At 53.1% G+C, this 24,437-nt stretch carries 19 protein-coding genes; 9 read left to right on the top strand and 10 right to left on the bottom strand.

From position 1 onward, the window contains the following. Window positions 1-3: 3 nt before the first annotated feature. The 7 genes from J9880_RS04020 to pdhR all read right to left on the bottom strand — a co-directional run bounded on the left by J9880_RS04020 (window position 4) and on the right by pdhR (window position 11,286). The gene (locus J9880_RS04020; protein WP_232770115.1) at window positions 4-2,517 is read right to left on the bottom strand and encodes a fimbria/pilus outer membrane usher protein; all 2,514 of its coding nucleotides are present in this window, start codon (window positions 2,515-2,517) and stop codon (window positions 4-6) included. 8 nt (window positions 2,518-2,525) lie between these two features. Then, window positions 2,526-3,224 carry a fimbrial biogenesis chaperone gene (locus J9880_RS04025; RefSeq protein WP_095924674.1) on the bottom strand — a complete coding sequence of 233 codons (699 nt, stop codon included), beginning with the start codon at window positions 3,222-3,224 and terminating at the stop codon, window positions 2,526-2,528. 123 nt (window positions 3,225-3,347) lie between these two features. Next, complete coding sequence (locus J9880_RS04030) at window positions 3,348-3,872, bottom strand: fimbrial protein (RefSeq protein WP_095924673.1); 525 nt, start codon at window positions 3,870-3,872, stop codon at window positions 3,348-3,350. A 259-nt stretch (window positions 3,873-4,131) separates the two neighbouring features. Then, window positions 4,132-5,556, bottom strand: a complete 1,425-nt coding sequence (gene lpdA / locus J9880_RS04035) for a dihydrolipoyl dehydrogenase (RefSeq protein ID WP_162928680.1) — start codon at window positions 5,554-5,556, stop codon at window positions 4,132-4,134. A gap of 212 nt (window positions 5,557-5,768) precedes the next feature. Continuing rightward, window positions 5,769-7,676, bottom strand: coding sequence for a pyruvate dehydrogenase complex dihydrolipoyllysine-residue acetyltransferase (aceF, locus tag J9880_RS04040; protein ID WP_119827072.1), 1,908 nt, complete (start codon window positions 7,674-7,676; stop codon window positions 5,769-5,771). Window positions 7,677-7,689: 13 nt separating this feature from the next. Beyond that, a complete protein-coding gene (gene aceE, locus J9880_RS04045; protein ID WP_095924670.1) occupies window positions 7,690-10,353 on the bottom strand; it encodes a pyruvate dehydrogenase (acetyl-transferring), homodimeric type in 2,664 nt (887 codons plus the stop codon). 162 nt (window positions 10,354-10,515) lie between these two features. Continuing rightward, window positions 10,516-11,286, bottom strand: coding sequence for a pyruvate dehydrogenase complex transcriptional repressor PdhR (gene pdhR / locus J9880_RS04050; RefSeq protein WP_013576986.1), 771 nt, complete (start codon window positions 11,284-11,286; stop codon window positions 10,516-10,518). 428 nt (window positions 11,287-11,714) lie between these two features. Here pdhR and aroP point away from each other — a divergent pair, with 428 nt between their 5' ends. The 3 genes from aroP (at window position 11,715) to J9880_RS04065 (ending at window position 15,708) form a co-directional block, all read left to right on the top strand. After that, a complete protein-coding gene (aroP, locus tag J9880_RS04055) occupies window positions 11,715-13,085 on the top strand; it encodes an aromatic amino acid transporter AroP (RefSeq protein WP_232770116.1) in 1,371 nt (456 codons plus the stop codon). Window positions 13,086-13,298: 213 nt separating this feature from the next. Then, window positions 13,299-14,741 carry a glycoside-pentoside-hexuronide (GPH):cation symporter gene (locus J9880_RS04060; protein WP_015698650.1) on the top strand — a complete coding sequence of 481 codons (1,443 nt, stop codon included), beginning with the start codon at window positions 13,299-13,301 and terminating at the stop codon, window positions 14,739-14,741. After that, window positions 14,734-15,708: a glycoside hydrolase family 43 protein gene (locus J9880_RS04065; protein WP_232770117.1), complete on the top strand. Its 975-nt coding sequence runs from the start codon at window positions 14,734-14,736 to the stop codon at window positions 15,706-15,708. The genes J9880_RS04060 and J9880_RS04065 overlap by 8 nt, the downstream gene beginning before the upstream one ends. A 71-nt stretch (window positions 15,709-15,779) precedes the next feature. On the opposite strand, the gene ampE is transcribed toward J9880_RS04065, so the two are convergent. Further along, a complete protein-coding gene (ampE, locus tag J9880_RS04070) occupies window positions 15,780-16,634 on the bottom strand; it encodes a beta-lactamase regulator AmpE (protein WP_232770118.1) in 855 nt (284 codons plus the stop codon). A gap of 61 nt (window positions 16,635-16,695) precedes the next feature. After that, the gene (gene ampD / locus J9880_RS04075; protein WP_232770119.1) at window positions 16,696-17,268 is read right to left on the bottom strand and encodes a 1,6-anhydro-N-acetylmuramyl-L-alanine amidase AmpD; all 573 of its coding nucleotides are present in this window, start codon (window positions 17,266-17,268) and stop codon (window positions 16,696-16,698) included. A 94-nt stretch (window positions 17,269-17,362) separates the two neighbouring features. Between ampD and nadC the strand changes: the two genes are divergently transcribed. The 4 genes from nadC (at window position 17,363) to hofC (ending at window position 21,710) form a co-directional block, all read left to right on the top strand. Continuing rightward, on the top strand, window positions 17,363-18,256 hold the full coding sequence (nadC, locus tag J9880_RS04080) for a carboxylating nicotinate-nucleotide diphosphorylase (RefSeq protein WP_131694279.1): 894 nt from the start codon (window positions 17,363-17,365) through the stop codon (window positions 18,254-18,256). Between the two features lie 294 nt (window positions 18,257-18,550). Beyond that, window positions 18,551-19,000 (top strand): prepilin peptidase-dependent pilin, encoded by a 450-nt coding sequence (gene ppdD, locus J9880_RS04085; RefSeq protein ID WP_232770120.1) that lies wholly within the window; start codon window positions 18,551-18,553, stop codon window positions 18,998-19,000. Beyond that, window positions 18,997-20,493, top strand: coding sequence for a type II secretion system protein GspE (gene gspE / locus J9880_RS04090; RefSeq protein WP_232770121.1), 1,497 nt, complete (start codon window positions 18,997-18,999; stop codon window positions 20,491-20,493). Before ppdD ends, gspE begins: the two co-directional genes overlap by 4 nt. After that, window positions 20,490-21,710, top strand: coding sequence for a protein transport protein HofC (gene hofC / locus J9880_RS04095; RefSeq protein ID WP_232770122.1), 1,221 nt, complete (start codon window positions 20,490-20,492; stop codon window positions 21,708-21,710). The genes gspE and hofC overlap by 4 nt, the downstream gene beginning before the upstream one ends. A gap of 66 nt (window positions 21,711-21,776) precedes the next feature. Here the strand turns inward: hofC and J9880_RS04100 are convergent, their stop codons facing one another. Then, window positions 21,777-22,820 (bottom strand): GMP reductase, encoded by a 1,044-nt coding sequence (locus J9880_RS04100; RefSeq protein WP_095924661.1) that lies wholly within the window; start codon window positions 22,818-22,820, stop codon window positions 21,777-21,779. Window positions 22,821-23,062: 242 nt separating this feature from the next. Here J9880_RS04100 and coaE point away from each other — a divergent pair, with 242 nt between their 5' ends. Together coaE and zapD are read left to right on the top strand one after the other, a co-directional pair. Further along, on the top strand, window positions 23,063-23,659 hold the full coding sequence (gene coaE, locus J9880_RS04105; protein WP_232770123.1) for a dephospho-CoA kinase: 597 nt from the start codon (window positions 23,063-23,065) through the stop codon (window positions 23,657-23,659). A 25-nt stretch (window positions 23,660-23,684) separates the two neighbouring features. After that, a complete protein-coding gene (zapD, locus tag J9880_RS04110) occupies window positions 23,685-24,437 on the top strand; it encodes a cell division protein ZapD (protein ID WP_095924659.1) in 753 nt (250 codons plus the stop codon).

Genomic DNA, 24,437 nt, shown 5'->3' on the forward strand with positions numbered 1-24,437 from the left:
GCCTCATCGACATACGCTGCTGGCCTGAGAGACCGCCGCCTTTTCGGCACCGGAGAAGGCAAACGGCGCGTCGCATTGCCCTCCGCCCCATATCACCCGGATACGCCCCTGCTCCGGCAAACCACTGAGATACACCTGTCCCTTTTCGCCCACAATGACGCGGTTGCGTTCATCGCCCACGGCAAAAGCTTCTGCGCCGAAAGGTACGGGTTGTCCGTTATAGGTCAGGGTGAGTAATAACCGGTTGCCAGCGCGCGTGGTAAACGAGGCCATCACCACGGCACCGGACGTCGGCACCACTGACAACACGTTGTCATCGATATCGATATTTTCATCCAGCGAGGTGGTATCCAGCGCCACGCGGGTGCGCTTGTAAGGGCTGAGATAATTCACTACCGCATAACCGCGCCAGTCGGTATAAACCCCGGTATTATTTTGCAGTTTTACCCCCGCCGCGCCCGGTGCACGGACAATCGCAATCGCCGAGACATCACTCACCAGCGGTTGCGAGAACGTGACGCCGAACGGATGGGCGACGATGGCGCCCTGCCAGCCGTAATTGATCTGATGGGTGTCCTGGTTATAGTTGTAACCTCCGCTGAGCTGGGCGGCGCTGCCCAGATAATTCAGGCTGGCACTGCCGCTGTTTCCCTGTCCGTCGGTGCCATAGCCTTCACTGACCGCGTAAGAAAGATTGTTATCCTCAAGAAGCATGCCATTGACGCCCGCCTGATAAAGCGTCCGGCCATGATCGGCACTGTTTACATTGAAAGTGGCACGGGCATTCGGCAGCCAGCGGCCGAGAGGGATACTGACATTGAAGGCGATCTGTTTATCGCTCTCCATGCCATAGCTTCGGTTATCCGTCACTGACAGGGCGTAATCAATACTGGCAATATTGACGTTATAACTGAGGCCCAGACTGCGCTGGTTGAACTGCGACTGGCGGTATTTTTGCTGATAGTAAGAAAGCGACAATGATCCCCACATTCCGCCGTTCAGCGACTGCGTCAGATTCAGACGATATTGTTCCTGCGGCGCACCGTAATACAGGTTATTACTGTCATCCTGCAGCCTGTTACCGGCCTCGCCGAAATGATAAAAATCACCGCGATAGCGGATCCCCGCCAGCGACAGCGTCGAGCCGGTAGCCGCCACACTTTTGGCATATTGCAGCCGGAACGCCTGCCCGCGCGCGGTGTGATTGCCGGTCAGTTCGCTGTCAGCAAAGGTGGTATCCAGCGACACAGAACCGAGATCCCCGATCATGCTGCCCATACCGGCATTCGCGGCGTGGTAGTTTTCCGCCACCTGACTGCCGCCAAACAGCGTGACGCCATAGCCCAGACCGTAAATCAGTGATCCCTGTACAAAACCCGGTTCATCCCCACCGTACTGATACGCCCGGTATTTCCCCAACGTCAGGGCGTATTTCAACCGGCCCTCACGTTGCATGATCGGGATGGCAGAAAAAGCTTGTATGAAATGACGCTCCTCCCCATTGCTTTCCCGGACCGTGATATCCAGATCGCCGGACGCTGACGTCGGGTACAAATCATTAATGCTGAAGGCACCCGGCGGCACATACGTCTGGTAGATCACTATACCGCTTTGTTTAATCGTCACCTGCGCATTGCTTCTGGCAATGCCACGGATCACCGGCGCATAACCGCGCAGGCTGTCCGGCAACATATTGTCATCGGAAAATACCTGCACGCCGCGAAAGGTAAAGCTGTCAAAGATATCCGCCGGGGTGGTGCTCTCCCCGGCGATAAACTGCCCTTTGATCACCGGCACGTCTCGCTGGAGGAAACTGTATGCCGAGTCCCAGTCCTGCTGTGATTGTCCGTCAATGTTGCGGCTGTAACGCCATGTGCTGTAGTTGCGCAGCCGCCATCCGCCCCAGTTAGCGCCACTTCTCAGGCTCAGAAACTGGTTCTGGTCACTGCCGCCCGCGTTTTGCCAGGTACGGGCGCCGCTGAGGTTGTAGTTGAGCAGCAAGGCCGGTGCGCCTTCATCCCATAATTCCGGACTGACCGCCCCTCTTGCCAGCGTGTCGAGTAATTCCTGAGGGATGGTGATCAGTAATTTCTGATGGGAAAAATCAAAATGGCCCACCACGCCGGGCATCAGGGTGGCGAAATCCCCCACCGGTTTTTGTGCAGGCCAGTCGCGTAATGCCGGGATGCTGCCGGTTCTCAGCCCCAGAGTCTGCCATTCTGCCGGGATAAAAAGCGGGGAAAGCGTCTTATCCTTCATGGCGATAAACGTCACATCCTGCCTTCCTTTCAGCACATTGTTGACCAGCACATCCACCCGATAGACACCCGGCGTCTGCCCGCCTGCGCGGGAGAATTGCGACACATCCACCGGCCCGCCGGGATGTTCTATTTCCAGCGCCTGCACATTGAAGCGGTCATCCGCGCAGGCTTCTGCGATACCCAGCGCACAACTCACCAGCAGCCATGACCGCAATGCAAAATAGGACCGGGGCGTAACGACATGATTTTTCTTCATAACATGCCTCAGCGCAGCCGGGTTTTTTCCACTGAACTGGCACCGCCATAATCATTCACCACCTGCCAGCTGACGTCATTCCCTGCCGCACCTGCCGGCCAGGGATAAGTGGCTTGCCCAAAGGGCGGCACCATGGTGTTACCCGTTGCCACGGCGCTGCTGCCGGTTTTCAGTTTAAAAAAGGTGAAGTAGAAAGGCGTGGGATTGGTCACCCGCAGTTGCCCCGCCTGACGGCTGAATTGCAGCTGCCGCCAGGCGCTTTGGCCTGCGGGGGTGAGCAACGCCGCTGGCCGGTAAAAAAGTTTGAGACGGGTCTTCACCACGATTTGCAATAAACCGGCAGGGGCGTTTTCAGGCAGACGGGGAATGGCTTTGATATTTAGCCAGAACAGGGATTCACGATCCTCGGGTAATATGCCGCCGGTGCGGATAATGCGCAGACTGTTATCCTCTCCGGCATTCAGACGAAATAAAGGCGGTGTCACTACAAAGGGAGGCGTAACAGAGGATTTTTGCAGCCCGTCAGGCCCGTTATTATCAACCCAGGACTGGATCAGATAAGGTTCGGCCTGTTTACCCTGATTACTGACGGTCAGAGAGGCTTCTTTTTTATTACCCGGATATATCACCCGCGTCGCTTCGGTAATCACACCGGCATAAACTGGAGGCGCAGAAAAAATAATAAATAACATACCTGATAACATCATAAAAAGAAGCCGCATATTTTCCTCTCATATTTCCGTCAATAAAAATAAAAGACATCCACGTCTGAAGGTCTGGCATCCTTGCCAGTTTAATGAGATTACGCTGAGGTTATTTTTTGGTTTTTATTATTGATAATTGATGGTGAACTGAGAGGTTGCGTTCGCCTCGCCTTCACCCACAGTTGCTGCCGTGCTTTTGTAGCGGGCGATAAAGTTCATATCCACGCCTGCGGCGGTGGCATCAATAGGATAAAAACGTGACGCGGTGTAGAGCGGAATTTGCGTTCCCTGATTGTCCGCAATTTCAATGCCGACGCCGGTTGCCCCGCCGGTGACTTCCAGCAACTCGTTATCGACCGCATCCGCTGTGCCATCAAATTTAACGGCAGCCGCCGTGAATGTTGTCGGGCAGTTGCTGAGTGAAATCGTAAACGACGTCGGAGAAGATGTGTCCCCGGCTGCTGTAAAAGAGGTCGCGGCGACTGTGCCTAAATCCACATTAATGGCATCGGTCGTTCCGCCATTCACATCGCACGTGGTGGCAACAATTTGTCCGGTGAAATTAATGGTACCATCCTCAGCATGAGCGACTGAATGGCTTAAGCACAGCACGGTGCCGAGAAGTAAAATAAAAGAATTACGCTTATTCATGAAAAAATACCTGAGATTAAAAGTAAACAGATCCCACCCGTTCCTTTCATCAGGAAGGGCGATATGCACTTACTTTAAACAGAGGTATTTATTTCCGGAAATCACATCACCTCACATTATTTTATCGACTGCATTGAGGTAAAGAAAATAAATGAATGAGGATGTAATGAGATAAATGAGAACAGGTATGGAGTGTGCCACAGAGGAAAAAAGGCAAAAAAAACGCCTCCGGAGAGGCGTTTATCAGCAAAGGAGAAAATTATTTTTTCTTCGCTTTCGGGTTTGGCAGGTCGGTAATGCTGCCTTCGTAGATTTCTGCTGCCAGACCCACGGACTCATGCAGAGTCGGGTGAGCATGGATGGTCAGCGCGATATCTTCTGCATCACAACCCATTTCGATCGCCAGACCGATTTCGCCCAGCAGCTCGCCGCCGTTGGTGCCGACAATCGCACCACCGATAACACGGTGAGATTCTTTGTCGAAGATCAGTTTGGTCATGCCGTCTGCGCAGTCGGAAGCGATAGCACGGCCGGAAGCTGCCCACGGGAAGGTGGCGGTTTCGTAGCTGATGCCTTTTTCTTTCGCTTCTTTCTCAGTCAGGCCAACCCAGGCAACTTCTGGCTCAGTGTAGGCAATGGATGGAATGACTTTCGGATCGAAGTAGTGTTTCTTGCCGGAGATAACTTCGGCAGCCACATGGCCTTCGTGAACACCTTTGTGCGCCAGCATTGGCTGACCGACGATGTCGCCGATAGCAAAGATGTGCGGCACGTTGGTGCGCATTTGTTTGTCGACGTGGATGAAACCACGGTCGTCAACTTCAATGCCTGCAGCGCCCGCTTCCAGCAGTTTACCGTTAGGTACACGGCCGATTGCCACCAGCACGGCGTCATAACGCTGTGGTTCTGCAGGGGCTTTCTTGCCTTCCATTGTGACGTAGATGCCATCTTCTTTGGCTTCTACCGCGGTCACTTTGGTTTCGAGCATCAGGTTGAATTGCTTGCTGATTTTCTTGGTGAACACTTTCACCACGTCTTTATCAGCCGCAGGGATCACCTGATCGAACATTTCTACCACGTCAATCTGAGAACCCAGCGCGTGATAAACGGTGCCCATTTCCAGACCGATGATACCGCCGCCCATTACCAGCAGACGCTCAGGAACGCTTTTCAGCTCCAGTGCATCGGTGGAGTCCCAGACACGCGGGTCATCATGTGGAATAAATGGCAGTTTGATTGGACGGGAACCCGCCGCAATGATGGCATTGTCGAAAGTGATGGTCGTCGGACCATTTTCGCCTTCAACAACCAGAGTATTCGCGCCAGTAAATTTGCCCAGGCCATTCACGACTTTGACTTTACGGCCTTTCGCCATCCCTGCCAGACCACCGGTCAGCTGGTTAATGACTTTTTCTTTCCAGACACGCACTTTATCGATGTCAGTTTTCGGCTCGCCGAAAACAATACCGTGTTCTGCCAGTGCTTTTGCTTCAGAGATCACTTTCGCGACATGCAGCAGAGCTTTTGAAGGGATACAGCCAACGTTCAGGCACACGCCACCGAGCGTGGAATAACGCTCAACCAGAACGGTTTCAAGACCTAAATCAGCGCAACGGAAAGCAGCAGAATAGCCCGCAGGGCCCGCCCCAAGTACCACGACCTGAGTTTTAATTTCAGTACTCATCATGACCTCTTAATTTATGTCCGGCGGGTCTGACGTCATTTTTATGTCGTAACGCCCATCATCCACCGGGTCGTTCTATCCGCCCGCAGTTTACAAAATTGTTAACAAATTTGAAACAACAAACGGCATACGATTTGTGCTTAGCGCCCGAAAATCCCAAACAGCATGAAGAGATTATCAGAAAAAAGCCGGCCGATTGGCCGGCTTTTCGCTTACATCACCAGACGGCGAATGTCAGACAACACGTTGTTGATGATGGTGATGAAGCGCGCACCATCGGCACCGTCGATAACACGGTGGTCGAAGGAGAGCGACATTGGCATCATCAGACGCGGTGTGAACTCTTTACCATTCCAGACTGGCTCAATGGCAGACTTGGAAACACCGAGGATGGCCACTTCCGGCGCATTAACGATTGGCGCGAAGTGGGTCGTCCCGATACCACCGAGGCTGGAGATAGTGAAGCAACCGCCCTGCATTTCGCCAGCAGTCAGCTTACCGTCACGGGCTTTTTTGGAGATCGCCATCAGCTCACGGGACAACTCGGCGATGCCTTTCTTGTTCACGTCTTTGAAGACCGGAACAACCAGACCGTTTGGCGTATCTACCGCCACACCGATGTTGATGTATTTTTTCAGCGTCAGTTTCTGACCGTCTTCGGACAGGGAACTGTTGAAGCGCGGCATCTGCTCAAGGGCAGCGGCAACGGCTTTCATGATGAAGACCACTGGCGTGAATTTCACATCCAGTTTACGTTTCGCGGCTTCATCGTTCTGCTGTTTACGGAACGCTTCCAGCTCAGTGATATCGGTTTTGTCGAAGTGCGTAACATGCGGGATCATTACCCAGTTACGGCTCAGGTTCGCACCAGAGATTTTCTGGATACGGCCCAGTTCGACTTCTTCAATCTCACCAAACTTGCTGAAGTCCACTTTCGGCCAAGGCAGCATGCCTGGCAGACCGCCGCCCGTGGCAGCAGCCGGTGCGGCTTCTGCACGTTTGACCGCGTCTTTCACGTAAGTCTGAACGTCTTCGCGCAGGATACGACCTTTACGGCCCGTCCCTTTCACTTTCGCCAGGTTAACGCCGAATTCACGGGCCAGACGACGGATAACCGGCGTGGCGTGAACGTAAGCGTCGTTCTCAGCGAATTCGCCTTTGCTTTCAGCTTTAGCAACTGCCGGAGCCGCCGCTTTTTGTTCCTGTTTCGCAGGCGCCGCCGCGTCTTCTTTCTTAGCCGCCGGAGCAGCAGGCGCAGCGCCTTCTACTTCGAAGACCATGATCAGAGAGCCGGTGCTGACTTTGTCGCCCGCAGCGATTTTGATTTCTTTCACGGTACCCGCGAACGGTGCCGGGACTTCCATTGAGGCTTTGTCGCCTTCAACGGTGATCAGTGACTGTTCTGCACTGATTTTGTCGCCGACTTTCACCATGATTTCAGTGACTTCAACTTCGTCGCCACCGATATCAGGCACGTTCACTTCTTTGCTGCCGGACTGAGCCGGAGCCGCAGGTGCCGCGTCTGATTGAGTTTCCGCAGCGGCGGCCGGTGCGGCTGCACCCGAACCTGCCACTTCGAAGACCATGATCAGGGAACCGGTGCTGACTTTGTCGCCCGCAGCGATTTTGATTTCTTTCACTTTACCCGCGAACGGCGCAGGGACTTCCATAGAGGCTTTATCGCCTTCTACGGTGATCAGCGATTGTTCTGCTTCAACGGTGTCGCCTACTTTGACCATGATTTCAGTGACTTCAACTTCGTCGCCACCGATATCAGGCACGTTCACTTCTTTGCTTTCGCTGGAAGCAGGGGCAGCAGCAGCGCTCTCTTGAACATTAGCTTCTGCTTTGGCTTCCTGTTTCGCAGGTGCTGCATCAGCAGCACCGTCAGCGGCTTCAAAGATCATGATCAGTTTGCCGGTTTCGACGGTATCGCCGACCGCAACTTTAATTTCTTTGACCACGCCAGCTTGTGGAGAAGGCACTTCCATAGAAGCTTTGTCGCCTTCAACGGTGATCAGCGATTGTTCAACTTCAACCTTATCGCCCACCTTCACCATAATTTCGGTGACTTCCACTGCATCTGCACCGATGTCCGGTACGTTAATTTCAATAGCCATCTGTCTTTACCTCTTATGCCAGACGCGGGTTAACTTTTTCCGGGTTGATATCGAATTTCTTAATGGCTTCAGCCACTACAGACGTTTCGATTTCGCCGCGTTTAGCCAATTCACCCAGCGCAGCAACCACAACGTAAGATGCATCCACTTCGAAGTGGTGACGCAGGTTTTCGCGGCTGTCTGAACGACCGAAGCCATCCGTACCCAGTACGCGATAATCGCTGGCCGGAACGTAAGTACGAACCTGTTCAGCAAACAGTTTCATGTAGTCAGTAGACGCCACCGCTGGCGCGTCGCTCATCACCTGGGCGATGTACGGAACGCGTGGGGTTTCAGTCGGGTGCAGCATGTTCCAGCGCTCACAGTCCTGACCGTCACGGGCCAGTTCAGTGAAGGACGTTACGCTGTAAACGTCAGAACCGACGCCGTAGTCTTTGGACAGGATCTCAGCCGCTTCACGTACGTGACGCAGGATAGAACCGGAGCCCAGAAGCTGCACTTTACCTTTGCTGCCTTCCAGCGTATCCAGCTTGTAGATACCCTTACGGATGCCTTCTTCCGCGCCTTCCGGCATGGCTGGCATGTGGTAGTTTTCGTTCAGCGTGGTGATGTAGTAATAAATGTTTTCCTGCGCTTCACCGTACATACGCACCAGACCGTCATGCATGATGACAGCCACTTCGTACGCGTAAGACGGGTCGTAAGAAATACAGTTAGGGATAGTCAGAGACTGAATATGGCTGTGACCATCTTCGTGCTGCAGACCTTCGCCGTTCAGGGTAGTACGACCTGAAGTACCGCCGATCAGGAAGCCACGCGCCTGTTGGTCACCCGCTGCCCAGCACAGGTCGCCGATACGCTGGAAACCGAACATGGAGTAGTAGATGTAGAACGGGATCATTGGCAGATCGTTGGTGCTGTACGACGTCGCTGCGGCCAGCCATGAAGACGCGGCACCCAGTTCGTTGATACCTTCCTGCAGGATCTGACCTTTCTCGTCTTCTTTATAGTAAGCAACCTGCTCACGGTCCTGCGGGGTGTATTGCTGGCCGTTCGGGCTGTAAATACCAATCTGACGGAACAGACCTTCCATACCGAAAGTACGCGCTTCATCGGCGATAATCGGGACCAGACGGTCTTTAATGGAGTCGTTTTTCAGCATCACGTTCAGGGCACGGACGAACGCGATAGTGGTAGAGATCTCTTTCTTCTGCTCTTCCAGCAGTTGTGAGAAGTCTTCCAGTTTCGGCATTTCCAGCTTCTGCGTGAAGTTTGGCAGACGGGTCGGCAGGTAGCCTTTCAGCGCAGCGCGACGTTCGTGCAGGTATTTGGATTCTGCAGAGTCTTTATCCAGAGTGATGTACGGCAGTTTTTCCAGATTTTCATCGGTCACTGGCACGCTGAAACGATCACGGATATAGCGCACGCCATCCATGTTCATTTTCTTCACCTGGTGAGCAATGTTTTTACCTTCGGCAGCGTCGCCCATGCCATAACCTTTAATGGTATGCGCAAGGATAACGGTCGGCTGACCTTTGGTGTTCTGTGCTTTGTTCAGTGCAGCGAAGACTTTCTTCGGATCATGGCCGCCACGGTTCAGCGCCCAGATTTCGTCGTCGGTCATGTCTTTGACCAGCGCAGCGGTTTCAGGGTATTTGCCGAAGAAGTGGTCACGAACGTATTTACCGTCGCGGGACTTGAAGGTCTGGTAGTCGCCGTCCACGGTTTCGTTCATCAGCTGGATCAGTTTACCGCTGGTATCTTTACGCAGCAGTTCATCCCAACGGTTGCCCCAAATCACTTTGATCACGTTCCAGCCAGCGCCTGAGAAGATGCCGTCGAGTTCGTTGATGATTTTGCCGTTACCGGTTACCGGGCCATCAAGACGCTGTAAGTTACAGTTGATGATGAAGCACAGGTTGTCCAGTTTCTCACGGGTCGCGATAGTGATCGCCCCTTTGGATTCTGGCTCATCCATTTCACCGTCGCCCAGGAACGCGTAAACGCGCTGCGCGGAGGTGTCTTTCAGACCACGGTGTTCCAGATATTTCAGGAACTTCGCCTGATAGATGGCACCGATCGGACCCAGACCCATGGATACGGTCGGGAACTGCCAGAATTCAGGCATCAGTTTAGGGTGCGGATAAGACGACAGACCCTGACCGTGAACTTCCTGACGGAAATTGTTCATCTGGTCTTCAGTCAGGCGGCCTTCAAGGAAAGCACGCGCGTACACGCCCGGAGAGATGTGGCCCTGGAAGTACACCAGATCGCCGCCGTCTTTCTCGTTGCGCGCACGGAAGAAGTGGTTGAAGCACACTTCGTACACGGTCGCAGAAGACTGGAAGGACGCCATGTGGCCGCCGAGTTCCAGGTCTTTCTTGGACGCACGCAGAACGGTCATGATGGCGTTCCAGCGGATAGCAGTACGAATGTTACGTTCCAGCTCCAGGTTACCCGGGTATTCAGGTTCGTCTTCAACAGCGATGGTATTGACGTAGTTACGGCTGGCTGCACCAGCAGCGACGCTCACGCCGCCCTTACGCGCTTCACTGAGAACCTGATCGATCAGGAACTGTGCACGCTCAACACCTTCTTCACGGATGACCGATTCGATCGCTTGTAGCCAGTCGCGAGTTTCGATCGGATCCACGTCATTATTTACACGTTCTGACATGGTGCTTTTCCTTATCTGTCTCTAATACGTTGGTTTAACTGGAGCCTGTCTTCCTGCGTTCTTTCTCAGACGATCTTCGTTGTCACAAAACGCACGAAGACAGGCCCGTCATGTAGTTGCCGCGAGCCCTCAAATGAAGGCTCTAAAAATTAACCCTGAAGGTTAACTTTCATCTTTTCGTTGCTGGAGCCGTCGTAAAGACCGATCCCGCCGGGTGTGTTCCCTGCTGAGATCCAGCAAAACTTCTTCAATGAACGCCAGGTGACGGTGTGATGCGGCACGCGCTATTTCTGGTTCCCGTGCAACAATCGCCTCGAAAATACTGGCGCGGTGGTTGCTTACCGTTGCCAGCATTTCCCGGCGTGAGTAAAGCAATTCAAAGTTCTGTCGAACGTTCTTCTCGAGCATCGGCCCCATACAGCGAACCAGATGCAGCAGCACCACATTATGGGCTGCTTCTGTTACAGCGACCTGATACTGCATAACCGCATCGGCTTCTGCGTCCAGATCTCCGCTGTCTTGTGCGGTCTGAATGACCACATGACAATCGCGAATGCGCTGCAAATCTTCCTCTGTGCCACGAAGCGCTGCGTAATAGGCAGCGATCCCTTCAAGGGCATGACGTGTTTCAAGGAGATCGAATTGTGATTCGGGATGGTCGGCTAGTAACTCGGCCAGCGGGTCACTCACGCTTTGCCACAGGTTACTTTGTACGAAAGTGCCACCACCCTGACGGCGCAGGAGTAGCCCCTTCCCTTCCAGGCTTTGGATTGCCTCTCTGAGAGAAGGTCGCGATACATCAAACTGTTTGGCCAGTTCGCGCTCTGGCGGAAGCTTTTCCCCGGGTCTCAAGGTGCCTTCGAGGATCAGGAACTCAAGTTGCTGCTCGATCACATCGGATAACTTAGGCTGGCGGATTTTGCTGTAAGCCATATATGTGCGGTTCTCTGCGAGTAGCGACTCTGTAAGTTGCCGGAGTCAATTGGTAATACCAATTTAAAAAACGTGGCCGTAAAGTAACAAAGTATTCACCTTGTGTCCATATGGCTACCCAGTAAATACGTCGACCCCGCACAATTTAACAAATTTTTATCATTTAGATTTTTTGCGCTGCGTGAGATCACATTTTAAAGATCCAGAACATATTTCCAGACAATTTGATTATTTGTTATGCAGATGACGCATAAACCCCGTGCAAACTTTTCCGCATAACATTATTCTTCCCCCAACGGTAGATGATGCTGATTTTTAGGCACAATCCAGCCGTAAATAAATAAATACAAAAAGTGTAATTATCGCCTTACATTCTTTTTAACACGCAGAATGCTAGGGGTTTTGCCCCAATGACAGAGGACAGGTAAATGGTTGATCAACAACAAGGCGATGAACTGAAGCGCGGCCTCAAAAACCGTCACATTCAGTTGATTGCACTAGGTGGGGCCGTCGGTACAGGGCTGTTTCTGGGCAGCGCTTCCGTCATTCAGTCCGCGGGGCCGGGGATTATTCTCGGTTACGCGATCGCAGGTTTTATTGCCTTTTTAATTATGCGTCAGTTAGGGGAAATGGTCGTTGAGGAGCCGGTTGCCGGTTCGTTCAGTCATTTCGCCTATAAATACTGGGGCGGGTTTGCCGGGTTTGCTTCCGGCTGGAACTACTGGGTGTTGTACGTTCTGGTCGCCATGGCCGAACTGACCGCCGTCGGTAAATATATTCAATTCTGGTGGCCGGAAATCCCGACATGGGTTTCTGCTGCCGCGTTCTTTGTGCTGATCAACGCCATCAACCTCACTAACGTTAAAGTCTTTGGTGAGATGGAGTTCTGGTTTGCCATCATCAAAGTGGTCGCCGTTGTGGCGATGATTCTGTTCGGCGGCTGGCTGCTGTTCAGCGACACCGCAGGTCCGCAAGCCACAGTGCGCAACCTGTGGGAGCAAGGCGGTTTCCTGCCGCATGGCATGACCGGGCTGGTGATGATGATGGCGATCATCATGTTCTCCTTCGGTGGTCTGGAGCTGGTCGGTATCACTGCGGCTGAAGCGGATAATCCGGAAATCAGCATTCCGAAAGCGACCAATCAGGTTATCTACCGCATCCTGATTTTCTATGTGGGCTCACTGGCTGTCCTGCTTTCCCTGATGCCATGGACCCGCGTCGGACCGGATACCAGCCCGTTCGTGCTGATCTTCCATGAACTGGGTGATGCGCTGGTGGCGAATGCCCTGAACGTCGTCATTCTGACAGCCGCGCTGTCGGTCTATAACAGCTGTGTTTACTGCAACAGCCGCATGCTGTTTGGCCTTGCCCGTCAGGGAAATGCACCAAAAGCCCTGCTGAAAGTCGATAAACGTGGCGTGCCGGTGGCTTCCATCCTCGTTTCTGCTGCCACCACCGCACTGTGCGTTCTGATCAACTACCTGATGCCGGGCGAAGCGTTTGGCTTGCTGATGGCGCTGGTGGTGTCTGCCCTGGTGATCAACTGGGCGATGATCAGCCTGGCACACATGAAATTCCGTCAGGCGAAGCGTCGCGAAGGCGTAGAACCTAAGTTCAAAGCGTTGCTGTATCCGGTGGGTAACTACATCTGCCTGCTGTTTATGGCCGCGATTCTGGTGATCATGGCGATCACTCCTGGCATGGCGATCTCCGTATGGCTGATCCCTGTCTGGCTGGTGATTCTGGGTATTGGTTACTGGATCAAAAATCAGCAAAGTGGGAAATCCGTTAACGCTTAAGCAAGAGTCATAATTTAAAATCCTCAGACGCCCCGGTTAAGTCATTTGCCGGGGCGTCTTGTTATACAGGTCACACTTTTTCTGAGATGACCAAATCGTCCATCTTCATGACTCTTACCTCCTGACTCTTATTCCCTTCTCCGGCCAATACTCTGGGCTAACAAACAGTTTTTTAACAAAATCCTTTTTACCCAATAGCCGGAGAGAACATCCATGAAGGAAGGCGCGCTGTCGTTCAAAGAGAAAGTAGCGTACGGAATGGGGGATGCGGGCTGCAATATGATTGGCGGCGCCATCATGCTGTTTCTTAATTATTTTTATACAGACGTTTTCGGTTTAGCCCCGGCGCTGGTCGGTGTATTGCTGCTCTCCGTGCGTGTTATCGATGCGGTCACCGACCCGATTATGGGCGCCATTGCCGACCGCACCACCACCCGCTGGGGGCGTTTCCGACCGTATTTGTTATGGGTTTCGGTGCCGTATGTTCTGTTCAGCGTGCTGATGTTCACCACGCCGGAATGGAGCTACAACAGCAAAGTTATCTATGCGTTTGTGACGTACTTCCTGATGTCCCTGACTTACACGGCCATCAACATCCCTTACTGCTCGCTCGGTGGCGTGATTACTGCCGATCCGCACGAACGTGTCGCCTGTCAGTCTTACCGCTTCTTTATGGTGGGTATCGCGACGCTGATCCTCTCTTCCACCCTGCTGCCAATGGCCGACTTCTTCGGTGGCGCGGATAAAGCCAAGGGCTATCAGATGTCGATGGGCGTGATGGCGATCATCGCGCTGTTTATGTTCCTGTTCTGTTTCAGCTCAGTGAAAGAGCGCATTCAGCCTGCGGTGCCGTCAAAACACGCATTAAAATCCGACCTGAAAGACGTGTGGAAAAACGACCAGTGGGTACGCATCCTGCTGCTGACATTCTGCAACGTCTGCCCCGGTTTTATCCGCATGGCGGCTACCATGTATTACGTGACGTGGGTGATGGAAAAATCCACCTCCTTCGCCAGTATGTTTATCAGCCTCGGCGTGGTCGGCATGATGATCGGCAGCGCGCTGGCAAAACCGCTCACCGATAAATACTGCAAACTGAAAGTGTTCTTCTGGGCCAACATCATCCTGACCATTTTCTCCTGTGGCTTCTATTTCCTCGACCCGCATGCCACAACCCTTATTCTGGTGGCGTACTTCATCCTCAACATCATGCACCAGCTCCCTTCCCCGCTGCACTGGTCACTGATGGCTGACGTTGACGATTACGGCGAATGGAAAACCGGTAAACGCGTGACCGGCATCAGCTTCTCCGGCAACCTGTTCTTCCTGAAATGCGGGCTGGCGGTCGCGGGCGCGATGGTCGGCTTCCTGCTTTCCGCTTACGGTTACAACGCCGGTGCAGCGCAGCAGAGCGATCATGCCATCAACGGGATTATGCTGCTGTTCACCATCATTCCGGGCGTGGGTTATCTGATTACTGCCGGTGTTGTACGTTTACTGAAAGTGGATCGCGAAACCATGCGCACCATTCAGGCCGATCTGGAAATCCGCCGCCGTAATTACCGCGAGCTGAATGAATATCACGATGCGAAAAATGCCGTGGACGCGGACACACTGAGCGTCCCACTGACCAGCAAGGAGCTGAAACATGAGTAATTATCCAAACCCGCTGATTGAGCAGCGCGCAGATCCGCATATCTGGCTGCACAGCGACGGGCACTATTACTTTATCGCGTCGGTGCCGGAATATGACCGGCTGGAGATCCGCCGTTCACCGACGCTGACCGGGCTTGCTGAAGCGCCAGCGACCGTCGTCTGGCACAAACCGGATACCGGCCCGATGAGCGCACTGATCTGGGCACCGGAGCTGCATTTTATCGACGGGCAATGGGTTATCTATTACGCAGCCGCCCCGTCGCAGGAGATTGTCGACGGGTTATTCCAGCACAGAATGTATGCGCTGGTGTGTGAAGATACCGATCCGCTGAGCGGCAAATGGCAGGAGAAAGGCCGGATCCAGACCCCGATCGACAGTTTTTCTCTGGATGCCACGCACTTTGCGCATCAGGGCAAAAGCTACTATTTGTGGGCGCAGAAAGACCCGAAAATTCGCGGAAACTCGAACCTGTATCTGGCCGAAATGGAAAACCCGTGGACGCTCAAATCACCGCCCGTCATGCTCAGCAAACCTGAACTGGACTGGGAGATCATCGGTTTCTGGGTCAACGAAGGCCCTGCGGTAATTACACACGGCGATAAGATTTTCATTACCTATTCCGCCAGCGCCACCGATGAAAATTACTGCATCGGCCTGCTCAGTGCAGACATCAACAGCAACCTGCTGGATCCTGCGAGCTGGCACAAATCCCAAAAACCGGTCTTCACCACTCAGACGCAAAACCGGCAGTTCGGACCGGGACATAACAGCTTTACCCATAATGAACAGGGCGAAGACGTGCTGGTTTATCATGCCCGAAATTACACGGAAATTGAGGGCGACCCGTTGTATGACCCGAACCGGCACACACGTATCAAGACCTTCCGCTGGGATGAAAACGGGATGCCCGATTTCGGAGAACCCGCTGCTGATAACCGTCCGCTGACCTTGCAAAAACAGCACTGACGGAAAGCAAAAAGCCCGGACACAGAAATGTACCGGGCTTTTTTATTGCGATATCTGAGCAGAAACACAGATTAAATCAGGGTGCCGTAAATCGTCAGCAGCGCCACAACCACCAGAATAATCATCGTCACTTTACGTGCCAGCCCGACGGCCGCACGAGGCGTCTGTACCGGATCCGTATGCGGATCACGCGCCAGAGAGAATTGCGCCAGCCGCGTTAACACCTGATATTGCGAAGAGTGGATATCCCCCAGCGAGGCAAACCAGGCTGGCAAAGCTTTCTCACCATGTCCGAGAAGAGCATAAGCGACACCCGCCAGACGCACCGGGATCCAGTCGAGAATATGCAGCAAGGCATCAACACCGGACTGTGAGCGTTTCAGCGGCGTCATATGCCGCGCCAGCCAGGTCTGATAACCACGCAACGCCGCATATCCGCCGAGTGCAACAGGCCCGTAAGGCCCGCATACCACGAACCAGAACAACGGCCCGAGGTAATAACGGAAGTTAATCCACAGCAGGGCATTTTGCAGTTCCCGCAGACGCGCTTCATCGCTGCAATCGGTCGGCAGGCCGTGGATCAAGGCCAGTTCCTCTGCCATTTCCTGACAGGCATCGGCATCGCCCTGACGGGCAGACTTCAGGTAAGCGCGGTAATGCTTACGTTTAATCCCGGCACCGATGCACAACAGGCATAAAATCACCCATAAAATCAGGCTGGGTACGCCAAAGAACAAACCTTGTACAACGCGCAATACCCCCCAGATAATCGCCATCCAGACAACGATAATGGCCAGTGTTTTCACCATCGAAGTCTGACGGCCACGGCGGAAAATCACCTCAAACCGATGATCCAGCTGCCAGTGTTCACCCAGTTTGAACAACCGTTCCCAAGCCAGCACCAGGAGTAAAGTAAATAACGTCATCGATTGTCACTCTCTCTCAACACATCACACGCTTAAAACAGAAACCGGAGAACAGGTTAATTCACTGGTCAGAAGGATTATTTTGCCCTACCGGCAACGTTAACAGCTTGCGATAAAATGCCCAGTCAAATTCAGGGCCGGGATCGGTTTTACGCCCTGGCGCGATATCACTGTGTCCGGTAATGGCATCCAGACTAATGGGATAGTGCTTAATTAACAACTCAGTAACCGCCGCCAGACTCCGATATTGCGCCGGCGTGAAAGGCTCGTCATCCGTACCTTCCAGCTCAATACCAATCGAGAAATCATTGCAACGCTCACGCCCCTGCCAGTTGGATACTCCGGCATGCCATGCCCGTTTATCGAAAGGGACATATTGCACAATCTCACCATCGCGGCGAATCAGACAATGCGCAGCCACCCGCAAATGACTGATCCCTTCAAAATACGGGTCATCCTGCGGATTGAGCGTGCCGGTAAACAGTTGATCAATATAAGGACCGCCGAATTTACCGGGCGGTAAACTGATGTTATGGATCACCAGCAATGAAGGCGTTTCATCTTCAGGGCGGAGATCAAAATGAGGGGAAACAACTTGCCGGGCTTCGGTGATCCAGCCTTGTTTTAAGTGCATCAAAGACCTCAATGATGTGCTCGGGTGGTACTTATCACAGCAACAGGGTAGCATGTTTTTTTGTCCTTCTTATCCGCCATTTCGGAGTATTTGTATGTCTACCCGCAGCTACAGCCCTGAAAGTCGCCGCGCACAGTTACTCGAACGTATCCAGAATGATATTCCTTCTCTTGTGACCCATGCGCTGGGTGAAGACCTTGGGGGTGAAGCCAATGCCAACAACGACTTAACCGCACAATTGTTGCCACAAGATAAAAACGCCAACGCCACAATCATTACCCGCGAAGCCGGTATTTTCTGCGGACAGCAATGGCTGGACGAGGTGTTCACCCAACTGGCGGGCGATAAAATCACCGTCAAATGGCATGTCAAAGACGGCGATCGCGTTTCTGAAAACCAGACCTTATGTGAACTTTCAGGCTCTGCACGCATGCTGCTGACTGGCGAGCGTACCGCGCTGAATTTCGTGCAGACCCTCTCTGGCGTCGCCACGGAAGTGAATCACTATGTGGCGATCCTCGAAGGCACAAAAACCCAGTTACTGGATACGCGTAAAACCCTGCCGGGCCTGCGCACTGCGCTGAAATACGCCGTGTTATGCGGTGGCGGCAGCAATCACCGTCTGGGTCTGGCCGATGCGTTTCTGATCAAAGAAAATCACATCATCGCCTGTGGCTCGATCAAGGCCGCCGTGGAACGCGCACTGTGGATCCATGCTGAAGTGCCTGTAGAAGTGGAAGTTGAATCCATCGATGAACTGCAACAGGCACTGGATGCAGGCGCGGACATTATCATGCTGGATAACTTCACCGTGCCAATGATGCGTGAAGGCGTGGCCCTGACAGCTGGCCGCGCGCTACTGGAAGTGTCAGGCAACGTGACTGAAAAAACGCTGCGTGAATTCGCGGAAACCGGCGTGGACTATATTTCGGTCGGTGCGCTGACCAAGCATGTCCGTGCCATGGATCTCTCTATGCGTTTTAGCTGATCCTGCTCTTCGCTGTTGCCCCTGAATTCCTTTCCGGGGGCAACACGACTGCTTCGGGATATTTCATCTTGCAGACTTACCTTCGCACTCTCCCTTTCTGACCGCCACCGTATTTTTCATCTCATCTTCATTGTTGCGAGACATCACGCAAAACAGTTGTCGCGTTGACTTATCACCATTTTTTTGCTGGAAGACATCGTGGAAAAACCGACGATGGTGCTGGAAGCCGGTTTTATCTGCGTTTAGTTTGCTGCCTGAGAAACAACAACGCAGTCTTACAAAACGGAGAACGCCATGTACCGGCAACAAGGATTTACCCTCATTGAACTGATGGTGGTGATCGCGATTATTGCGATCCTCAGCGCCATCGGCATACCGGCTTATCAAAGCTATATCCAGAAAGCCGCCCTGACCGACATGCTGCAAACCATGGTGCCCTACAAAACGGGCGTTGAATTGTGTGTGATCGACTCCGGCACCCTGACCGGTTGCAATGCAGGCTCTCAGGGCATTCCTGCAGCGACAACCAGCCGCTACGTCAGTCAGATACAGGTCAGCACAGGGATCATCTCACTCACCGGTCAGCAGGCACTGAATGGCCTAAGCGTAGTGATGACGCCGGTTCTGGATAATCAGGCAGGCGGCATTGTCTGGAGCAGAACCTGTTCCCATGCCAGCAGCGCCACAATGGTTGAAGCCTGCGAAAGCGTATTCCGCTTTGATACCACAGGAGCATCAAAATGAGTGATATGCCTCTGCGCCCGGTTTCGCCGGTCGACAACGATCGCCAGCAAAGCGAAGCCTCGCTGGATGCACTTTGCCAGCGTTATAAAGCGGTGATATTGCATCGTGACCATCAGATGATTCATGTGGCCTGCCATGAAGCAGAGCCGGATACCGAAACATTGAGCAACGTACTGCGCTTTGCCAGCGGCTTAAAAGTGCAACTGGAACGCTGGCCTCAGGCTCGTCTGGAACAGGTCATGCAACCGGAAAGCGCAGCAGCCGGAAAAGCAGCGACTGAAGAGGAAAACCGCCCGTCCAGCGCAAGAGATGAACACAATGAGCTGAACGATGAAAGTGATGCGCCGGTGATCAATGTGCTTAATCAGATACTCAGGCAGGCCATTACCCGCCGGGCATCGGATATCCACTTTGAACCCTATGAGCACAGCTTCAGGGTGCGTGTACGTATTGACGGTGTGTTGCAGGAAATTCCCGGCCCCGAATTTTCTCTGGCGGCGGGCGTATGTGCCCGGCTGAAGATCATGGGGCAACTGAACGTCGCCGAACGCCGTTTACCCCAGGACGGCCAGCTTTCAGTCATGCTGCAAAATAAACGCTATTCGATGCGGATCTCCTCGCTGCCCACCTTGCATGGTGAAAAGATCGTGCTGCGGATCCTGCATATGACACAGCAAGATCTCTCAATGCCGCAACTGGGTTTCACGCCCCGCGATCTGGATTATTTCAAAGCCGCGCTCAAAAATCCGCAGGGACTGATTCTGGTAACCGGCCCGACAGGCAGCGGAAAAACGGTGACCCTCTACAGCGGGCTGCGTCATCTGAACGCGATGACCCACAATATTTGCAGCGTAGAAGATCCGGTCGAGATCCCGGTAAGTGGCATCAACCAGACCCAGATCAACAGCAAAACGGATCTCAGCTTCGCCAGCGTCCTGCGCGCGTTGCTGCGTCAGGATCCTGATGTGATCATGGTGGGTGAGATCCGCGATAAAGAAACGGCCGAGATCGCCGTCAAGGCGGCTCAGACCGGGCATCTGGTGCTTTCTACGCTCCATACCAATTCCACCTGCGAGACATTAACCCGCCTGCGCCAGATGGGGATTGAAGGTTTCCATATTGCGGCCAGCTTACGTCTGGTGATTGCACAACGGCTGGTGCGAAAACTGTGCCCGCATTGCCGTAAACCGCATATTTCGTTGGTGGAGAAAGGGCCGGATGGCCGGAGCGGCCCTGTCCAGCTGTGGCTGCCTGCCGGATGCCATCAATGCTTTTCAGGCTATTACGGACGGACTGGCATTTATGAAGTACTGAATATCACCCCCAGACTGCAACAGGCATTGGTCGCCGAAGCGAGTGCGGATGAACTGAGTAAAATCGCCCGCGAACAGGGACAGAAGACCTTGCAGGAAGCCGGTATGTTACTGGTCGAACAAGGGATCACCTCTCTTGAGGAACTTTATCGCGTGACCGGCGAAGGTTCCGGCGCATGAACAGCACTGCTGATGTTTCTCAAACGTGGCGGTTATATCACTGGCAGGCCATCGACGCTCAGGGAAATATTCAGCAGGGCCACAACATTGAGTCGGGCAAAGACGACATTTACCAGCAACTTTTTGCTGCTGGGTTACAGCCGCTAAACATCCGCATGAGGCAGCGGCTTGGCAGAGGATTCTGGAAAAATCCGGAGCGCGTTGCGTTTGTCCGGCAGCTTGCGACTTTGCTTCAGGCGGGTTTGCCTCTGGTCAACAGCCTGACACTGCTGGCAAATGAGCATAGCAAACCGGCCTGGCAATGCGTCATGGGGAATATTGCCAAAGGCGTACGGGAAGGAAAGCCCCTGTCAGCCATGCTGGGGATTTATCCGGATGTATTTCCTGATATTTACCGGCAGATAATTTCTGTCGGCGAACTGACAGGGCAACTGGATAAATGCTGTCTGCAACTTGCCGCTCAGCAGGAACAACAGGCTGAATTAAGAAGCAAAGTGAAAAAAGCGCTGCGCTATCCGCTGATCGTCTGCGTTATCGCAACGGTTGTAACCCTGCTGATGCTGACGTTGGTGCTGCCGGAATTTGCCAAAATCTATGCCTCTTTTGATGCCCAACTGCCGTGGTTTACACGCATGCTGGTCAGTGCCTCTGATGCGTTGATACGCACCGGTCCGTGGCTCACGGGCCTGCTGCTGGCAGCTTGTATTGCCTATCGGCAAAAACTGCATCCGCATACGCGCTGGAAGTGGCGGGAGCAAATGTTACTGCTCAGGTTACCTCTGACGTCACGACTGGTAACAGACAGTTGCCTCAGCCAGATATTTCAAACGCTGGCAATGACGCAACATGCCGGAATGACCTTAATTACCGGACTGGCGGCAGCCTCTGCGTCGATGTCTAATCTGCATTTTCAGGCGGCTCTCAGCGAGATACGCGAGAAAATCATGCAGGGCACGCCTTTACACAGTGCCTTTATTCAGTCGCCGCTGTTCCCGACACTTTGCCATCAGTTAATAAAGATCGGCGAGGAGTCCGGTTCTCTGGACGAGCTGTTACTGAAGCTGGCGCAATTACATCACGACAAAGCCAACTCACTGGCGGATACCCTGGCACAAACGATTGAGCCGGTGTTGATGGCGGTGATGGGGATTATTGTTGGCGGGCTGGTGATTGCCATGTATTTGCCGATATTCCAGCTGGGATCGGTGATGGGATAAAATCAGTGCAAAATCAACGGGTGACAAAGCGGCGAAAACAAGTTCCGCCGCCATGATGAGGATCGCTTACTTGCTGCCGAACAGGCGGTTTTCCTGCTCTGCTACGCGGATAAAGGTTGTGCGTTTGGTCAGTTCTTTCAAACGCTCAGCACCGACGTAAGTACAGGCAGAACGCAATCCACCCAGAATGTCACGCACGGTGTTTTCAACCGGACCACGCAGAGGCAGTTTGACCGTTTTACCTTCTGCTGCACGGTATTCTGCAACGCCGCCGACGTGGCGTTTCATGGCCGATTCGGAACTCATGCCATAGAAGAGCATGAATTTTTCGCCGTTCTCTTCGACAACTGTGCCTTCACATTCTTCATGCGCGGCCAGCATACCGCCAAGCATAACGAAATCGGCACCGCCACCGAAGGCTTTCGCGACGTCACCCGGTACGGCACAACCGCCATCACTGACAATCTGACCGCCCAGACCGTGTGCAGCATCAGCACATTCGATAACGGCGGAAAGTTGCGGATAGCCCACGCCGGTTTTTACACGGGTCGTACACACTGAACCCGGACCGATGCCGACTTTTACGATATCCGCGCCTGAAAGGATCAGCTCTTCCACCATTTCACCGGTGACAACATTGCCTGCGCAAATAACTTTATCCGGGCAGGCTTCGCGTACGCGTTGCAGGAATTCCACGAAATGTTCGGAATAGCCGTTAGCCACATCCAGACAAACAAATTTCAGCAGCGGCGAGAGAGCAAGAATTTGCAGTGTTTTGACGAAATCCGCTTCTGACGTACCGGTAGACACCATCACATTGCGCAGGACGGATTCATCCGACGAGGTGACGAAAGCCTGCCATTGCTCTACGGTGTAGTGCTTATGTACGGCGGTGAGGAGGCCAAAAGATGACAGCACGGTCGCCATGCGGAATGTTCCGACGGTGTCCATGTTCGCGGCAATAATTGGCGTGCCCGACCAGCTGATACCAGAGTGTTTGAATGTAAATGTGCGCTCCAGTTCAACTTCGGAACGGCTTTTGAGGGTAGAACGTTTAGGGCGGATAAGTACGTCTTTGAAACCTAACTTCAAATCTTCTTCAATGCGCATGACGGGTTTGTCCTGGTTTGGCGACGGGTCGCTAGGGTGTACAACACATTTTTAGACACCCTTTCCAGTGGTTTTATCATACACAGGAAAATGACAACGGCAAGATGGCTTTTACAACTCACATCACAGACTTTTGATTGTGCAGCTGAATAATTTTCGCATGAAAAACCAAGACGACAGCGGCTTGCACTTACTCATAATCTCTTTATCATTTACCTAACTAATTTTTTCTGAGCATCAGTATGAGCTATATCGTTGCATTGACAGGGGGGATCGGTAGCGGGAAAAGTACCGTCGCCGAAAACTTTGCCCGCCACGGCGTAAATATTGTCGATGCTGATATCATTGCCCGTCAGGTTGTCGCCCCCGGCGAACCGGCTCTGGATGCTCTGACTGCACGATTTGGCGAAAGTATTCTTCTCGCTGATGGTTCGCTGAACCGTCCGGCGTTACGGGAACGTATTTTCACGTACCCGGTGGAGAAAGAGTGGGTTAACGCATTGCTTCATCCCATTATTCACGCCAGAACGCAGAAGCTGATTGCGCAGGCTGAATCGCCCTATGTGCTCTGGGTGGTGCCGCTGCTGGTTGAAAACGGATTACAGGCGCAGGCCAATCGCGTGCTGGTTGTCGACGTTGACCCGCAAACACAGCTTGCTCGCACGATGTCGCGCGACGGCATCAGCCGCCAGCAGGCTGAAAGTATTCTTGCTGCACAGGTCAGCCGTGAAAAGCGTCTGGCCTGTGCAGATGACATTATTGATAACAGCGGCGCTCCTGAAACGATCGAACCGCGTGTTGCCCTATTACATCGCCGCTATTTACAACTTTCGGCGTGAGTAAACAGACAGGATATTGCCAAGCATGACTGATGTAGCTGCAACCGTTCTCTTTGAACATCCACTGAATGAGAAAATGCGTACCTGGTTGCGCATCGAATTTTTGTTACAACAGATGCATTCCAATGCGCAGATCACTGCCGTGGCTTCTGCCCTGCTGTTTTTCCGCACGGTATCGGATTTACTCGATGTACTGGAACGCGGTGAAGTGCGCACTGACTTACTGAAAGAGCTGGAACGTCAGCAGCAAAAATTATCGCAATGGAAGGACGTCCCCGGCGTAGATTTATCCCGGATTGACGGGCTGCGCGCTGAACTCAAGCAATGCGCGTCCGTGCTGATGAAAGCGCCGCGAATTGGCCAGGCACTGAAAGAGGATCGTCTGATTGCACTGGTTCGCCAGCGTCTGAGTATTCCCGGCGGTTGTTGCAGTTTCGATTTACCGACGCTGCATATCTGGCTGCATCTGGCACAGGCACAACGGGATCGTGAAGTGCAAAACTGGCTGGAAACGCTGGCACCGCTGCATAATTCACTGACCATGGTGTTAGGTCTGATCCGCCAGTCGGGTGCATTCCGCAATCAAATCAGCCTGAATGGCTTTTTCCAGGACAACGCCGAAGGCGCAGATCTGTTACGATTGCAGCTCTCGATGGAAAACCAACTTTATCCGCAAGTATCCGGGCATAAAACCCGTTATGCCATTCGCTTCTTACCACTCGACAGCGAACATGGCGTGGTTCCCGCGCGACTGAATTTTGAACTTGCCTGCTGCTAG

The sequence above is a fragment of the Rahnella victoriana genome (assembly GCF_021276285.1).
Taxonomy (GTDB): Bacteria; Pseudomonadota; Gammaproteobacteria; order Enterobacterales; family Enterobacteriaceae; genus Rahnella; species Rahnella victoriana.

What these genes read in the sequence shown, in the direction of transcription:
- J9880_RS04020 (WP_232770115.1), bottom strand. Translation starts at nt 2,517, where the DNA reads ATGAAGAAAAATCATGTCGTTACGCCCCGGTCCTATTTTGCATTGCGG.
- coaE (WP_232770123.1), top strand. Translation starts at nt 23,063, where the DNA reads ATGAGCTATATCGTTGCATTGACAGGGGGGATCGGTAGCGGGAAAAGT.
- J9880_RS04060 (WP_015698650.1), top strand. Translation starts at nt 13,299, where the DNA reads ATGAAGGAAGGCGCGCTGTCGTTCAAAGAGAAAGTAGCGTACGGAATG.
- ampE (WP_232770118.1), bottom strand. Translation starts at nt 16,634, where the DNA reads ATGACGTTATTTACTTTACTCCTGGTGCTGGCTTGGGAACGGTTGTTC.
- ampD (WP_232770119.1), bottom strand. Translation starts at nt 17,268, where the DNA reads ATGCACTTAAAACAAGGCTGGATCACCGAAGCCCGGCAAGTTGTTTCC.
- J9880_RS04025 (WP_095924674.1), bottom strand. Translation starts at nt 3,224, where the DNA reads ATGATGTTATCAGGTATGTTATTTATTATTTTTTCTGCGCCTCCAGTT.
- J9880_RS04065 (WP_232770117.1), top strand. Translation starts at nt 14,734, where the DNA reads ATGAGTAATTATCCAAACCCGCTGATTGAGCAGCGCGCAGATCCGCAT.
- gspE (WP_232770121.1), top strand. Translation starts at nt 18,997, where the DNA reads ATGAGTGATATGCCTCTGCGCCCGGTTTCGCCGGTCGACAACGATCGC.
- pdhR (WP_013576986.1), bottom strand. Translation starts at nt 11,286, where the DNA reads ATGGCTTACAGCAAAATCCGCCAGCCTAAGTTATCCGATGTGATCGAG.
- nadC (WP_131694279.1), top strand. Translation starts at nt 17,363, where the DNA reads ATGTCTACCCGCAGCTACAGCCCTGAAAGTCGCCGCGCACAGTTACTC.
- hofC (WP_232770122.1), top strand. Translation starts at nt 20,490, where the DNA reads ATGAACAGCACTGCTGATGTTTCTCAAACGTGGCGGTTATATCACTGG.
- J9880_RS04100 (WP_095924661.1), bottom strand. Translation starts at nt 22,820, where the DNA reads ATGCGCATTGAAGAAGATTTGAAGTTAGGTTTCAAAGACGTACTTATC.
- J9880_RS04030 (WP_095924673.1), bottom strand. Translation starts at nt 3,872, where the DNA reads ATGAATAAGCGTAATTCTTTTATTTTACTTCTCGGCACCGTGCTGTGC.
- aceE (WP_095924670.1), bottom strand. Translation starts at nt 10,353, where the DNA reads ATGTCAGAACGTGTAAATAATGACGTGGATCCGATCGAAACTCGCGAC.
- ppdD (WP_232770120.1), top strand. Translation starts at nt 18,551, where the DNA reads ATGTACCGGCAACAAGGATTTACCCTCATTGAACTGATGGTGGTGATC.
- aroP (WP_232770116.1), top strand. Translation starts at nt 11,715, where the DNA reads ATGGTTGATCAACAACAAGGCGATGAACTGAAGCGCGGCCTCAAAAAC.
- aceF (WP_119827072.1), bottom strand. Translation starts at nt 7,676, where the DNA reads ATGGCTATTGAAATTAACGTACCGGACATCGGTGCAGATGCAGTGGAA.
- lpdA (WP_162928680.1), bottom strand. Translation starts at nt 5,556, where the DNA reads ATGAGTACTGAAATTAAAACTCAGGTCGTGGTACTTGGGGCGGGCCCT.
- zapD (WP_095924659.1), top strand. Translation starts at nt 23,685, where the DNA reads ATGACTGATGTAGCTGCAACCGTTCTCTTTGAACATCCACTGAATGAG.